Below are 14343 nucleotides of genomic sequence, written 5' to 3'. Positions count from 1 at the left end.
GCTAGAGGCTTTTTGGAACAGTTGTTTTGCTAAAATATATGATATAATGGAGAGTCATAAAAGGGTTTTTATTATGTCTGATAATGAATTGGAATTAAAAAAGTTATATTGGCATTGCCGTCGGGGGATGTTAGAGCTTGATGTACTTTTAATGCCGTTTGTGCAAGAAGTATATCCAAGTCTAGATCAACAAGATCAAGAACGTTTTAAAAAATTATTAAGTTGTGAAGATCAAGATTTATTTGGTTGGTTTATGCAACGTGATGAGCCAGAAGATGCTGATTTAAGAAGAATGGTTCAAATGATTTTGGCACGTGTACAACCAGCTTGATAATAACTTGTTTGAATGCCATTGGCATGCGTCAAAACGATTATATTATTTATTTCTACTATTTTATGGAATTGCGTTATTAATTGTTTACCAATTACCCATGGTCTTTGGTTGGCGAATATTAATCGCAGTAATATTTTCTATTTATGTGGTTAAGGTAGTTAGGGAGTATATTTTATTTATATTACCTACTTCTTTTACGGCGATACGTAGAACTTCAAAGAATTGGCTGGTGTACAACCAACAGATAGGTTGGCAGGTAATAAAATTATATTCTTCTGACAGTGTTGTATTGTCAGCGGTTATAATTTTGCAATTTAGCGTTGAAGGGGATAGAAAGCGTTTATCATTATGTTTGCCGTCTGATGTGATGTCGGATAGTGATTATCGCAAGCTTAAGTTATATTTACGTTATTTAACTGATTGAGAAATAGAGTTGAGATTATTATCACAGTTGTAACAAAATTTTATAATTAAACAGAACTTTTTTTTTATTGTGTCGTCAAATTAAAAGAGCAATGGATTTGATGATGCAGATTAAGTCTCAGACGTATGGGGTGTCTGCATGTTAACCCAAGAACAGGATCAACAGTTAGTTGAGCGGGTACAGCAAGGTGACAAAAGAGCATTTGATATGTTGGTATTAAAGTATCAGCATAAAATTTATGGTCTTATTTTACGTTTTGTACACGATATGCAGGAAGCTCAAGATGTTGCTCAGGAAGCCTTTATTAAAGCTTATCGAGCAATAGGTAGTTTTCGTGGTGAAAGTGCTTTTTATACGTGGTTGTATCGTATAGCTATTAATACTGCGAAAAATTATTTAGTAGCTAAAGGCCGTAGGCCCCCTGATGTTGATGTGGATGCAGGTGAGGCTGAGTTGTTTTTTGGTGATAGTGGTCTAAAGGATATCGACACACCTGAGCATACTCTGTTACGAGATGAAATTGAGCAGGTCGTGCATAAGACGGTTCGTTTATTACCTGAAGATTTACGTGTTGCGCTAACTTTACGTGAATCTGATGGTCTAAGTTATGAGGAGATTGCAGAAGTTATGCATTGTCCTGTAGGAACAGTAAGATCTAGAATTTTTAGGGCTAGGGAAGCAGTAGATAACGCTTTGCAACCATTGTTGGAAAACTAGTTATCTATTAAGTGTTTATTAGGTAAATTTTATTGAAGGTGCCATTATGAGTAATGAAAATTTGAAGGATTCATTATCAGCATTGATGGATAATGCAGCAGATGATTTAGAAATCCGTCGTTTATTAGCTCATGCAGATGATGAAATAATGGCAACTTGGTCGCGTTATCAAATTGCCCGTTCAGTCATGCAGGAGCAAGTAATTTTCCCAAAGCTTGATATTGCTTCGGCTGTGTCTGAAGCTATTGCAAGTGAGGAAATTGCTAGTAAGCAACCAGTTTCTGCTGCTGTGCATTATAAAACGCAGTTTTGGAATCATTTAGGTAAGTTTGCAGTTGCTGCCTCTATTATGGCAATAACTTTATCAGTGGTTTTTTTCATTAATAACGATGAAGATTTGTCTGCTTCAGTAACTTCTTATGCACAAAATGAAGAGGTTATCGTTGAAGGTTTAAATATTGCTTCTAATGAGCAATGGATTGAAAACAGATTATCTGATTTTATTGATCGTCATGAAAAGCAAGGTGTGTTTGTGATCGATGAATACGATCAAACACCCTATTCAGCTGATGTAATATCTAATTAATTTTTTAAAAGCCTAATATCACTTATTAGGCTTTTTCTCATATTTAGTTTGATCAATGTAGTTGCAACAGTTCTGGTATTATTCCTAATAGAATAAACTGTAGAAGGATAGTAATTAATGAAATTGTTGAATAAGTCTCTGCGGTGTTTTTCAACAGTAATATTACTAAGGTTAGGCGCAATAGTTTACTTTTTACTATTTTCTTTGTCAGCATTAGCAATACAACAAGATGCAGTGGATGCTAAAACCTATCTAGAGCACATTATTGATGCTGAAACCAGTCAAAGTTTTAAAGGTGTATTTAGTTATAACCGTCCTAGCTATAATGTTGAAATTTACATACATCAGCAAGTAAGCGAAGATGGACAGGTAACGCAGTGGGTAAAGAAAGTTGACAGCAATGAGGGTTTTTTAAGACTTAATGGTCAAGTTAAATGTGTAACTAAAGGCTATAAGAGTCGCTTTCGTGTCAATATTTTACAGTCAATAACCAAATCAGAGATAGATAATTTATTAGAAGATTATACAGTAACAGTATCGCCAGCTGATTTAATGATAGGCGGTAGAGTTGCTCATGAATTAATTTTTAGAGCAAAAGAGGGTGATCGGTATATTTATAAATTAGCATTCGATAAGCAAACCTCATTTCCTTTACAGTTTGTTTTTTTAGATACCAATAATAATATTTTAGAAAGCGGCCAGTTCTCCCAATTTACTCCATTTCCCCGTGAAGATATTACAGCTACCCCATTAGATGACTGTGTTAATGTTACTTATAAAGAACTAAAAGACAATAAGTCACCTTGGATAATTGGTTGGAAACCAAAAGGTTTTGGTTTAGAAAGGGCTATTAGTAAAGCCAATAGTAAAGATGATCATTTTGTCTATAGTGATGGCTTAGTGACTTTTTCAGTATTTATTGAGCCTGTGACGGATCCTCGTATGGCTGAGATTGAAAGACATTTTGGTGCAATGATCGTGGTTTCTCGTAAAGTCACGGTTAAACGTGATAACAAACAATATTTAATTACAGTGGTTGGCGAAATCCCTCTCTCCACTGCAGAACGGATAGCGTTATCCGTCCATCAGTAATAATTTAAACTTTAAGGTTATAAATAAGCCCACCAGAGTGTGGGCTTATTTATTCATATCTTGTAAAAAATAGGCTATAGATTAGTTATTTAAAAAAATTATCTTTATATTAAAATTGCAAGCCATGTAGGAAATTTACATGTTTGTGGGAGTAACTATGCAAAAGCTAATAAAGCACTTATTTCAATTATTATTTATAGTTTGTATTGGTCAGATTAGTTTGTTACAAGCGGCTGACTTACCAGATTTTTCTAAGTTAGTGGAACAAGTCTCGCCAGCTGTGGTTAATATCAGTACCTCTAAAAAGGTTGCTAATAACTATAATAGGTTAGCACCAGATATGGAGGATATTCCGCCTATGTTTCGCGAGTTCTTCCGTGAACAAACACCAAATTATCCTCAATATCAACAAACCCGCTCACTCGGTTCTGGGTTTATTATTTCCAATGATGGTTATATTTTAACGAATAATCATGTGGTAAATGGCGCTGATGAAATTATTGTGAGGTTATCAGATCGTCGTGAGTTAAAAGCTACCTTAGTAGGTGCTGATTCTCGTACTGATGTGGCTTTGTTAAAGGTGGAAGCAAACAATTTACCTGTAGTAAAAATGGGCAAGTCTGAGGCGTTAAAAGTAGGGGAATGGGTAATGGCCATTGGTTCTCCTTTTGGTTTTGACCATTCCGTTACAGTAGGTGTGGTAAGTGCTAAGGGCAGAAGTTTAGGTACTGAAAGTAACTATGTACCTTTTATTCAAACAGATGTAGCTATTAATCCAGGAAATTCTGGAGGGCCATTATTTAATCTGAATGGTGAAGTAGTGGGTATAAATTCACAGATCTTCACGCGTTCAGGTGGTTTTATGGGGTTGTCATTTGCTATTCCTGTTGATGTCGCCATCAATGTGGCTGATCAATTAAAAACTTCTGGTAAAGTACAGCGCGCTTGGTTGGGTGTAATTATCCAAGAGGTTAGTAGAGATTTAGCTGAATCATTTGGTCTTGCTAAACCTGCTGGTGCATTAGTGGTTGATGTTTTACCTGATGGACCTGCTGCTAAAAGTGGGTTACAGGTAGGGGATGTGGTGTTATCAGTTAATGATCAAGCGATAAATCGTTCTGCTGATTTGCCCCATATCGTAGGTATGTTAAATGCTGGTCAAAAAGCCAATTTACAGGTTGTAAGAGAGGGAAGTCATAAAAATATTTCTATTGTCACAGAGACATTACCAGATGATAAAAATGTAGTGTCTACTGGTCGAGTAGAATCTAATAATGGTAAAGCCAATTTAATGGGCTTAGTGGTTGATGATTTAACGGCTGAACAAAAGCAACGTTTAGCGGTAGAACAAGGTGTTATTATCAGAACAGTACAACGAGGCGGTCTAGCACAACAAATGGGATTACGTACTAATGATGTGATTACCCATCTAAATAATCAGCCTGTGAAATCAGCCAATGAGTTTAAACAGTTGATTGATAAATTACCTAAAGATAAAACATCTGCCATGCGAATCTTAAGGAATGGTTTTTCAACCTATATCACATTTAAATTAGCAGAATAAGACCGTTAAATAATAAATAGCAGGTAGTGTGTAATCAAGATATAGGTTACACTTACCCGCTATTTTTTTATGGGTTGTTAAAATGGTTACAAGGGTATTTGTAAAACCATAAACAGCTTATTAATGATAAAACTAAGTTATAATACTGACGCTAATTTATTTCTTGAGTAAAACCTGTGAGTGATTTAACACATATTCGTAATTTTTCAATTATTGCCCATATAGACCATGGTAAATCTACCTTGGCTGACCGTTTTATCCAAGTTTGTGGCGGTTTAGCCGATCGCGAAATGGAGGAACAAGTTCTCGATTCTATGGATTTAGAACGTGAACGTGGTATTACCATTAAGGCTCACAGTGTAACCCTTTACTACAAAGCAAAGAGTGGCGAAACCTATCAATTAAATTTTATTGATACACCAGGCCATGTGGATTTTACCTATGAGGTAAGCCGCTCCTTAGCTGCCTGTGAAGGCGCTCTGTTAGTGGTAGATGCCGCACAGGGTGTTGAAGCGCAGTCAGTTGCTAACTGCTATACAGCCATTGAGCAGGGTTTAGAAGTAATGCCTGTATTGAATAAAATCGATTTACCACAAGCAGAACCTGAACGTGTTAAAGAAGAAATAGAACATATTATTGGAATTGATGCCACCGATGCAGTGGTGTGTAGTGCTAAAAGTGGTATAGGGGTAGAGGATGTTTTAGAGCGTCTAATAAAAGTAATTCCTCCGCCACAAGGTGAAATTGATGATTCATTGCAGGCATTGATTATCGACTCTTGGTTTGATAACTATTTAGGTGTAGTGTCGCTTGTTCGGGTGCGTAATGGTTCTATCAAGAAAGGCGATAAAATCCTCGTTAAATCAACAGGTAAAACTCATTTAGTGGACAGTGTAGGGGTGTTTACACCTAAACATACCACCACCGAATCACTTAAAGCAGGTGAAGTGGGTTTTGTGATTGCTAGTATCAAGGATATTCATGGTGCGCCTGTTGGAGATACACTAACTCATGCTAATACCCCTGAGGTTTCTGTATTACCAGGGTTTAAACGGGTAAAACCACAAGTTTATGCGGGTTTATTTCCTGTAAGCTCTGATGATTTTGAAGATTTTCGTGAGGCACTGCAAAAATTAACCTTAAATGATGCTGCCCTACAATACGAGCCAGAAAGCTCTGATGCCCTAGGTTTTGGCTTCCGTATTGGCTTCTTGGGTATGCTCCATATGGAGATTATTCAAGAGCGTTTAGAGCGTGAGTATAATTTAGATTTAATCACTACTGCGCCAACTGTAGTATTTGAAGTATTGTTGAAAAGTGGTGAGGTTATTTATGTGGATAATCCATCTAAATTACCTGATCCAACCATGATTGATGAAATGCGTGAACCCATTGTTCAGGCGAATATTTTAGTACCCCAAGAGCATTTAGGTAATGTAATTACACTTTGTATTGAAAAACGTGGTGTACAAAGGGATATGCAGTTTATGGGCAGTCAGGTGCAAGTGAGCTATGACATCCCAATGAATGAGGTGGTATTGGATTTCTTTGACCGTTTGAAATCAGTCAGCCGCGGTTATGCTTCATTGGATTATAGTTTTGACCGTTTCCAAGCAGCAAACTTAGTAAAATTGGATGTACTAATTAATGGTGAAAAAGTAGATGCTTTAGCATTAATTGTGCATCGGGATAGGGCGGCTAATAAGGGACGCTCGCTCACTGAAAAAATGAAAGAGTTAATTCCACGGCAAATGTTTGATGTTGCTATTCAGGCAGCATTGGGTGGTCAGATTGTCGCTAGAACAACCGTAAAAGCATTAAGAAAAAATGTATTAGCAAAATGTTATGGTGGTGATGCAACACGTAAGAAAAAACTACTTGAGAAGCAAAAAGCAGGTAAAAAACGCATGAAACAAGTAGGTAATGTTGAAATTCCCCAAGAGGCATTTTTAGCTGTACTCAAGGTAGATAGCTAAGGACTAGATAATGAATTTATTTATTATATTTGGAGTGCTTTCTGTTGTTGCCATTCTTATTATGGCATTAGATAAGTTTGTATTGGGAACAGTGCAAGCAGGCCAAGCGGATGGTAGTAAGCCGCCTGCGTATGTGGCGCTAGCTTACTCATGGGGACCACTGGCCATTATGGTGTTTGTGGTGTTAGTGCTGGTTAAATATTTTAACTTTACCCTGATTTTAACATTAGCAACTGTTATTTCTTTGTTAGTGGTAGTTATCAATCGCTTATTTTTTGCGGCAAAGCGTCAGGCGGCTGTTAAGGCTTATAAAGAAAGTGTTACTGAGCCAGATGAGCAGTTAGTGAAAGAGTTAAGTCAAGGCCCAGCAGTTTTTGAATTTATTCGTTCCTTGTTTCCTGTACTGTTAATCGTGTTTGTGCTTCGTTCTTTTTTGGTCGAGCCTTTTCAAATTCCTTCTGGTTCAATGAAGCCAACCTTACTGGTTGGTGATTTTATTTTGGTTAATAAATTTGCCTATGGTATTCGTTTACCAGTGATTAATAAGGTAATTATTCCCATTAATAAACCACAACGTGGCGATGTAGCTGTTTTCCATTATCCACCTAATCCAGAAATTGATTATATAAAACGGGTTATTGGTATACCTGGCGACCATATTAGGTACACAGAAGATAAACGACTGTATGTCAATGGGCAGCTGGTGGGTGAAACTTCTGTTGGTAAGGATACCGTAGTGGAGCAAATGCAAGTTTATAATCAATTGCTACAAAGAGTGGAAACCCGTAAAGAGTCTGTTGATTATCAGCTATATAAAGAACAATTAGGCGATGTTGAACACAGTATTTACAAAATGCCAAGTAGGCATAATGTTTCACCTAAGCCTATGCAGGAGTGGGTTGTGCCTGAGGGTTATTATTTTATGATGGGTGATAATCGTGATAATTCAAAAGATAGTCGTTTTTGGATTGAGGATTTTGTAGATCAAAATACACCTCAACAAGAGATTAATAGAATTGTCAATGATGATAAAATGTATATGGTTCCAGCTGAGAATATTGTAGGTAAAGCGTTTTTAGTATGGATGCACTGGCCTGATAGAAAACTGGAGAATATTCCTTCATTTTCTAATGATAGGTTAATTAAGTAATATCTCGGGAGATTATTATGGCTGAGGCTAAGTTTTCTGCGGCTAATACCATTAAAAATATTATTATCGTGTTATTTATAGCGTTGATCGCTGTATTGGCATTGCCTATTTTTAAAGTAACAATGGATATTATTGATAATAGAGTAGTCAATGATTTATTGGAAAATGTAGTAAAAGAGGGTGAGCAAGATAGTCTGTATGGTGTTGATCAAATTTATGACTATGTGCAAAAAGGTTTAGATCAAAATAATGTAAAATTACAGGCAAGAGAGATTATTAAAGCAGAAAATCTAGGGAGTCAAGTCAGATTAACTGTAGATTATAGAAAAGATAACATGATATTTGGTGATACTTATCTTTCTAATGTATTTAATAAAACCTACCAAGCTAAATTAAAGTAATACATGATAAATGATAGAGCATTAAAAACTTTAGCAGATAAGCTAGGGCATTCGTTCACAGATTTAGAGTTAATGACATTGGCATTAACCCACCGTAGCTTTTCGGGTAAAAATAATGAGCGTTTAGAGTTTTTAGGTGATGCTATTCTTAATTTTGTAGTAGGAGAAGCACTGTTTGAGCGTTTTCCACAGGCAAAGGAAGGTCAGCTATCACGTTTGCGTTCTAAATTGGTTAAAGGTGAAACATTAGCAGTATTAGCGCGCCATTTTCAGCTAGGCGATTATTTGCATTTAGGTTCTGGTGAGTTAAAAAGTGGTGGTTTTCGTCGAGACTCTATTTTAGCGGATGCAGTGGAAGCATTAATTGGTGCTATTTATCTTGATGCGGGTATGGATAAAGCCCGTGAGCGTGTATTGGTTTGGTTAACAGAAGAATTTAATACATTAACCCTTGTGGATACTAACAAAGACCCTAAAACTCGCTTACAGGAATTTTTACAGTCCCGTAATGCGGAGTTACCAAGATATGAGGTGGCTAATATAGAAGGTGAGCCTCATGAGCGTACTTTTTACGTGGAGTGCTATCTTGCTATGTTAGATAAGAAAACTCGCGGTAAGGGTAGTAGTCGTCGTATTGCTGAACAACAAGCAGCAGCAAGAGCATTGGATTTATTAGAGAGTAAAAAAGTATGACAGAGGTTGTTGAGCGTTGTGGTTATGTAGCTATTGTGGGGCGACCTAATGTTGGCAAGTCTACTCTGCTAAATCATATTTTAGGGCAGAAGTTAGCTATTACTTCTCGTAAACCACAAACTACCCGTCATACGATGTTGGGTATTAAAACCGAAGGTGCAGTACAAGCGATTTATGTGGATACTCCAGGGTTACATAAGGAAAATGAAAAAGCCCTTAACCGTTATATGAATAAGACCGCTGCTAATGCTTTGCGCGATGTAGATGTAGTGGTGTTTGTGGTAGATAGAAATCGTTGGACTGAAGAAGATCAGTTAGTGCTTGATAAGGTGCAATACCTTAAGATGCCTGTGATTGTAGCGGTTAATAAAATTGATCGGTTAGAGGATAAAAAAGAGCTATTACCCCATTTAGAATGGTTAAGTAATCAATTGCCTAACGCGCAAATTGTACCTATTTCTTCATTGCATTCACAAAACTTAACCGCTTTAGAGGAGTTGATAGGCAGCTATTTACCTGAGGCTGAGCATTTTTATCCTGAAGATCAGATAACAGATCGTTCAAGTCGATTTTTAGCAGCTGAAATTGTAAGGGAAAAAATTACCCGACAATTAGGCGCTGAGCTCCCTTATCAAGTGAATGTTGAAGTAGAAGAATTTAAACAAGAAGGTGCTATTTTACATATTCACGCCTTAATTTTGGTGGAACGTGATGGTCAGAAAAAAATTCTGATTGGTGATAAAGGCGAGCGAATTAAACGAATTGGTCAGGAAGCTAGACAAGATATGGAAGTATTGTTTGATTCCAAAGTAATGCTCAATTTATGGGTAAAAGTAAAACGTGGTTGGTCAGATGATGAACGTGCTATGCGTTCTTTAGGCTATTTAGACTAGGTTTGTTGAGAGCTTTGTCACATTTCCAAACACTTATGGCAGCCTAGCTTAGGTTATTCTGATTATCATAGCCTATTAATAAGTTAACAAATTAATGAGAACGATGAAGCGACTAGTCATTTTACTATTATCTTTAATAGTTATTGTTCCTGCACTGGCTAATAATGATATTTTACAAGCTCGGCCTGATAGTGTATTTGGTGGAAGTGGGGTAGCTACGGATAGTCAAGATAGTTTTTTAGCTGTCGAACAAGCCTTTCGTATAGAAAAAAAACAAATTGATGCACAAAGTATTCATCTACAATTTATTATTGCAGATGGTTATTATCTCTATAAAGAGCGTTTCTCCTTTGCAAGTGATAACCCTAAGGTGACTATTGCCTCGTTTACTTTACCTAAAGGACAAATAATAGAGGACGAATTTTTTGGGCAAGTTGAGGTATATCACGCGGTTTTAGATCTAGTTATCCCTGTTACAAACCCTGATAAGTTTGCATTTAATTTTGAGATCAAGTATCAAGGTTGTGCTGAAAAAGGGTTGTGTTATCCCATGGAAACCGCAACTATTCCTGTAGCAGGTGTGATACCTGTTGCTTCACAGCCAATAGAAAATTCTTCTAGTCTTTCATTCAGTGATTCTTGGGCTGCGTTATCTTGGCTAACCTTATTATCCTATTTTGGTTTTGGTTTGTTATTAAGTTTAACGCCTTGTGTATTTCCTATGTTACCTATTCTTGCTGGCGTAGTATTAAGAGGGCAGGTAGGAACATTAAGAGCGCAGCTATTAGCATTAACTTATATATTATCGATGGCAATTACTTATGCCATTTTTGGGGTGTTATTAGGTTTATTTGGTGCAGAATTAAATATTGCTGCAAGACTACAGTCACCTTGGGTGCTTATTCCTTTTGCCATCTTCTTTGTTTTGTTTGCCTTAGCTATGTTTGGTTTGTTTGAGCTAAGGTTGCCAGCCTTTATTACTAATCCATTGAATAAGGCTGCTGATAAAACACATGGTGGTTCATTATTAGGGGCAGCGATTTTAGGTGTATGTTCAAGTTTAGTGGTTTCACCTTGTGTTAGTGCGCCATTTGCAGGTATTTTACTGCATATTAGCACAACAGGAGACGCAGTTGGTGGTGGAATCGGCTTATTTGCCTTAGGGTTAGGGATGGGGTTACCACTGTTTATTATTGCTGCGGGTGGTAAAGCGTTATTACCTAAAACAGGTATGTGGATGGTGGTGGTACGTAATGCTATTGGTGTTATGTTATTAGCGGTTGCTATCTATTTATTATCTAGAATAATAGCAGGTTATATTACCTTGGCATTATGGGGATTATTAGCCGCTGGGGTAGCAATCTTTATCGGGACATTTGATTTTTCTAGTCCTAAAACTACCATACAAAAGTTAGCTCAAGTAGTGGGATTATTTTTAATTGTTTATGCCATTTGTGCTTGGGTGGGAGCATGGCAAGGTAATGATGATCCTTTACAGTCGTTAAAACGTATTGCTACTTCTGAACAATCAATCAGCAAAAACACTCGGCTTAATTGGCAAGTGGTTTATAACCAAGAGGAATTGGATAAGCAACTGGCAATAGCTAAAGCAGCAGATAAGATAGTCATGGTTGATTGGTCGGCAGATTGGTGTATTGCTTGTTTAAAAATGGAAAAAGAAGTATTTGAAGACGATGCAGTGGCTACTAAATTAGCTGATTATCAGTTAATTAAAATTGATATGTCAAAAATGACGGATCAACATCGTCAGTTACAAAATAATTATAAAGTATTTGGCCCACCGACAATTTTATTTTTTGATAGGGTAGGTAATGAACTAATAAATGCACGAATTGTTGGTGAAATGGGGCAAGCAGAATTCTTAGCCCATTTAGATAGAATTAACCCTTAAAAAGCGGTAATAATTAGAAAAATAAATATAATGACTTATATCTACCTAACATAAATAATTAATAAATAAAAGTAGTGCTAATAGTAAAAGTTTACGGTAAAATGCAACGAATTTCGGTTATTCTGTTTCTATCCTACATAAATTTAGAAAAGAATAGTTAGTTTAGTTAGTCTGAGCACTGATAAACAGCAAAACCACATAATGATGTTAATAAAGTTACAAATAAAAGGATGGCTTTTTGGCAGCTTTTTTAGTTTTACATGGCCCAAATCTTAATTTATTAGGAACACGTGAGCCAGAAGTGTATGGTACTACAACACTAGCGCAAATTAATGCTGGGTTACAGGAGTATGCTAAACAGCAAGGGCATCAATTAGCCTATTTGCAGAGTAATGCTGAGCATGAATTAATTGATCGTATTCATGCTGCGCGCAGTGAAAAAATTGATTTTATAGTAATTAATCCAGGTGCTTTTACTCATACCAGTGTAGCCATTCGTGATGCATTGTTAGGGGTAAATATTCCTTTTATCGAGGTTCACTTAAGTAATGTCCATAGGCGTGAACCTTTTCGTCATCATTCTTATCTTTCCGATATAGCTGTTGGAGTAATTTGTGGCTTAGGTGCCAAAGGTTATTATTTTGCTTTGCAAACAGCGATTGAGCAAATTGAACATAGTAAATAAACCAGAGAGTTAAAATAATGGATATACGTAAAGTTAAAAAACTAATCGAGTTGTTAGAAGAGTCTGGCATTGATGAGTTAGAGATTCATGAAGGTGAAGAGTCTGTTCGTATTAGTCGTCATAGTAATAAAGTTTTAGCAGCACCTACTTATGCTGCGCCTGCTCCAGTTGCTGCACCAGCACAAGCTCCTGCAGCTTCTTCTATTGCGCCTGCTGAAGCTGCGCCTGCTGCACAAGTGTTAAAAGGTAATGTTATCCGCTCGCCAATGGTAGGTACTTTCTATCGTTCGCCAGCACCTACTGCCGCTTCATTTGTTGAAGTTGGTCAAACAGTGAAGAAAGGTGATGTGCTTTGTATTGTTGAAGCAATGAAAATGATGAATCACATCGAAGCAGAAGTAAGTGGTGTTATTGATTCAATTCTTGTTGAGAATGGTGAGCCAGTAGAATACGACCAACCACTATTTACAATTGTTTAATAGGTGAGGGCTAGCCATGCTAGAGAAAGTATTAATCGCCAATCGTGGTGAAATTGCCTTACGTATTTTACGCGCTTGTAAAGAGTTAGGTATTAAAACAGTAGCAGTTTACTCTACAGCTGATAGTGAGCTTATGCATTTAAGTCTTGCTGATGAATCTGTTTGTATTGGCCCTGGCCCTGCTGCTAAGTCATATTTACATATTCCATCTATTATTGCAGCTGCTGAAGTCACAGGAGCTACTGCGGTTCATCCTGGTTATGGCTTCTTAGCAGAAAATGCTGATTTTGCTGAGCAAGTGGAAAATTCAGGTTTTACCTTTGTAGGCCCTACCGCTGATGTTATCCGTTTAATGGGTGATAAAGTATCTGCTAAAGATGCGATGAAAAAAGCAGGTGTTCCTACAGTGCCTGGTTCTGATGGTCCATTGCCAGAAGATGAAGAGCAAGCAATAAAGATTGCTCGTGAAGTAGGTTATCCAGTTATTATTAAAGCAGCTGGTGGTGGTGGTGGTCGTGGTATGCGTGTAGTACACCACGAAGACGAGCTTATTAAAGCTGCTCGTTTAACCCGTACCGAAGCTGAGGCGGCTTTTGGTAACCCTATGGTTTACCTTGAGAAGTTCCTTGTTAATCCACGTCATGTGGAGGTACAAGTACTTTCAGATGGTCAGGGGAATGCTATTCATTTAGGTGATCGTGATTGTTCATTACAACGTCGTCACCAAAAAGTGATTGAAGAAGCGCCAGCGCCTTTTATTGATGAAAAAGCACGGAAAGAAGTACAAGATCGTTGTGTGAAAGCCTGTATTGATATTGGTTATCGTGGTGCAGGTACCTTTGAATTCTTGTATGAAGATGGTCGTTTCTATTTTATTGAAATGAACACCCGTGTCCAAGTTGAACATCCTGTAACTGAAATGGTGACAGGCATTGATATTGTAAAAGAGATGCTACGTATTGCTGGCGGTGAAAAATTATCGATTAAGCAAAAAGATGTGGTTATTCGTGGTCATGCTATTGAATGCCGTATTAATGCTGAAGATCCAGATAATTTTATGCCTTGTCCAGGTTTAGTAAATTATTTCCATGCGCCAGGTGGCAATGGTGTACGTGTGGATTCTCATCTTTATGACGGTTACCGTGTACCTGCTAATTACGATTCTTTAATAGGTAAATTAATTACTTATGGTGGTAATCGTGATGAAGCATTAGCACGTATGCGTAACGCATTAGATGAGCTAGTGGTTGATGGTATTAAAACCAATGCTCCATTACATAAGAATTTAGTACGTGATGCTGGATTCTGTAAGGGTGCTGTTAATATTCATTACCTAGAGCATAAGCTTAATATGAAAAGTTAATAATTAATTAACTTAATGAAAGGGGCAGTTTTACTGCTCCTTTTTATTTATAACTAATTAATTAAAAAAGGTTG

At 37.0% G+C, this 14343-nt stretch carries 15 protein-coding genes; all 15 read left to right on the top strand.

The genetic code is table 11. The annotated features are described in order from the left end of the window. Nucleotides 1-73: 73 nt before the first annotated feature. The 15 genes from JHT90_RS10855 (at nt 74) to accC (ending at nt 14269) form a co-directional block, all read left to right on the top strand. On the top strand, nt 74-331 hold the full coding sequence (locus JHT90_RS10855) for an FAD assembly factor SdhE (protein ID WP_201090856.1): 258 nt from the start codon (nt 74-76) through the stop codon (nt 329-331). Then, entirely contained in the window at nt 315-758 is a 444-nt protein-coding gene (locus JHT90_RS10850) for a protein YgfX (protein WP_201090855.1), read from the top strand. Before JHT90_RS10855 ends, JHT90_RS10850 begins: the two co-directional genes overlap by 17 nt. 138 nt (nt 759-896) lie before the next feature. Continuing rightward, nucleotides 897-1475 (top strand): RNA polymerase sigma factor RpoE, encoded by a 579-nt coding sequence (rpoE, locus tag JHT90_RS10845; RefSeq protein WP_201090846.1) that lies wholly within the window; start codon nt 897-899, stop codon nt 1473-1475. Between the two features lie 46 nt (nt 1476-1521). Beyond that, nucleotides 1522-2061, top strand: a complete 540-nt coding sequence (locus JHT90_RS15335; protein WP_201090844.1) for a sigma-E factor negative regulatory protein — start codon at nt 1522-1524, stop codon at nt 2059-2061. Nucleotides 2062-2178: 117 nt separating this feature from the next. After that, nucleotides 2179-3153 (top strand): MucB/RseB C-terminal domain-containing protein, encoded by a 975-nt coding sequence (locus tag JHT90_RS10835; protein WP_201090842.1) that lies wholly within the window; start codon nt 2179-2181, stop codon nt 3151-3153. 157 nt (nt 3154-3310) lie between these two features. Then, nucleotides 3311-4717 carry a DegQ family serine endoprotease gene (locus JHT90_RS10830; RefSeq protein ID WP_201090833.1) on the top strand — a complete coding sequence of 469 codons (1407 nt, stop codon included), beginning with the start codon at nt 3311-3313 and terminating at the stop codon, nt 4715-4717. A gap of 176 nt (nt 4718-4893) precedes the next feature. Then, nucleotides 4894-6693 carry a translation elongation factor 4 gene (gene lepA, locus JHT90_RS10825; protein WP_201090831.1) on the top strand — a complete coding sequence of 600 codons (1800 nt, stop codon included), beginning with the start codon at nt 4894-4896 and terminating at the stop codon, nt 6691-6693. A 169-nt stretch (nt 6694-6862) separates the two neighbouring features. Further along, complete coding sequence (gene lepB, locus JHT90_RS10820) at nt 6863-7843, top strand: signal peptidase I (protein WP_201095845.1); 981 nt, start codon at nt 6863-6865, stop codon at nt 7841-7843. Nucleotides 7844-7860: 17 nt separating this feature from the next. After that, nucleotides 7861-8244 carry a DUF4845 domain-containing protein gene (locus JHT90_RS10815; protein WP_201090829.1) on the top strand — a complete coding sequence of 128 codons (384 nt, stop codon included), beginning with the start codon at nt 7861-7863 and terminating at the stop codon, nt 8242-8244. A gap of 3 nt (nt 8245-8247) precedes the next feature. Beyond that, nucleotides 8248-8937 carry a ribonuclease III gene (gene rnc, locus JHT90_RS10810; RefSeq protein WP_201090828.1) on the top strand — a complete coding sequence of 230 codons (690 nt, stop codon included), beginning with the start codon at nt 8248-8250 and terminating at the stop codon, nt 8935-8937. Continuing rightward, nucleotides 8934-9830: a GTPase Era gene (gene era / locus JHT90_RS10805; RefSeq protein WP_201090825.1), complete on the top strand. Its 897-nt coding sequence runs from the start codon at nt 8934-8936 to the stop codon at nt 9828-9830. Before rnc ends, era begins: the two co-directional genes overlap by 4 nt. A 103-nt stretch (nt 9831-9933) precedes the next feature. Next, the gene (gene dsbD / locus JHT90_RS10800) at nt 9934-11742 is read left to right on the top strand and encodes a protein-disulfide reductase DsbD (RefSeq protein WP_201090817.1); all 1809 of its coding nucleotides are present in this window, start codon (nt 9934-9936) and stop codon (nt 11740-11742) included. A gap of 238 nt (nt 11743-11980) precedes the next feature. Beyond that, nucleotides 11981-12427, top strand: coding sequence for a type II 3-dehydroquinate dehydratase (gene aroQ, locus JHT90_RS10795; RefSeq protein WP_201090814.1), 447 nt, complete (start codon nt 11981-11983; stop codon nt 12425-12427). Nucleotides 12428-12444: 17 nt separating this feature from the next. Continuing rightward, nucleotides 12445-12906, top strand: a complete 462-nt coding sequence (accB, locus tag JHT90_RS10790) for an acetyl-CoA carboxylase biotin carboxyl carrier protein (protein WP_201090812.1) — start codon at nt 12445-12447, stop codon at nt 12904-12906. Nucleotides 12907-12922: 16 nt separating this feature from the next. Further along, nucleotides 12923-14269: an acetyl-CoA carboxylase biotin carboxylase subunit gene (accC, locus tag JHT90_RS10785; protein ID WP_201090810.1), complete on the top strand. Its 1347-nt coding sequence runs from the start codon at nt 12923-12925 to the stop codon at nt 14267-14269. Nucleotides 14270-14343 lie beyond the last annotated feature (74 nt).

Source organism: Entomomonas asaccharolytica (assembly GCF_016653615.1).
Taxonomy (GTDB): Bacteria; Pseudomonadota; Gammaproteobacteria; order Pseudomonadales; family Pseudomonadaceae; genus Entomomonas; species Entomomonas asaccharolytica.
This window is presented reverse-complemented; position numbering and strand designations above follow the sequence as displayed.

Coding starts and splice junctions, on each gene's coding strand:
- JHT90_RS10855 (WP_201090856.1), top strand. CDS start 74: ATGTCTGATAATGAATTGGAATTAAAAAAGTTATATTGGCATTGCCGT.
- rpoE (WP_201090846.1), top strand. CDS start 897: ATGTTAACCCAAGAACAGGATCAACAGTTAGTTGAGCGGGTACAGCAA.
- JHT90_RS15335 (WP_201090844.1), top strand. CDS start 1,522: ATGAGTAATGAAAATTTGAAGGATTCATTATCAGCATTGATGGATAAT.
- JHT90_RS10835 (WP_201090842.1), top strand. CDS start 2,179: ATGAAATTGTTGAATAAGTCTCTGCGGTGTTTTTCAACAGTAATATTA.
- JHT90_RS10830 (WP_201090833.1), top strand. CDS start 3,311: ATGCAAAAGCTAATAAAGCACTTATTTCAATTATTATTTATAGTTTGT.
- lepB (WP_201095845.1), top strand. CDS start 6,863: ATGGTGTTTGTGGTGTTAGTGCTGGTTAAATATTTTAACTTTACCCTG.
- JHT90_RS10815 (WP_201090829.1), top strand. CDS start 7,861: ATGGCTGAGGCTAAGTTTTCTGCGGCTAATACCATTAAAAATATTATT.
- rnc (WP_201090828.1), top strand. CDS start 8,248: ATGATAAATGATAGAGCATTAAAAACTTTAGCAGATAAGCTAGGGCAT.
- era (WP_201090825.1), top strand. CDS start 8,934: ATGACAGAGGTTGTTGAGCGTTGTGGTTATGTAGCTATTGTGGGGCGA.
- dsbD (WP_201090817.1), top strand. CDS start 9,934: ATGAAGCGACTAGTCATTTTACTATTATCTTTAATAGTTATTGTTCCT.
- accB (WP_201090812.1), top strand. CDS start 12,445: ATGGATATACGTAAAGTTAAAAAACTAATCGAGTTGTTAGAAGAGTCT.
- accC (WP_201090810.1), top strand. CDS start 12,923: ATGCTAGAGAAAGTATTAATCGCCAATCGTGGTGAAATTGCCTTACGT.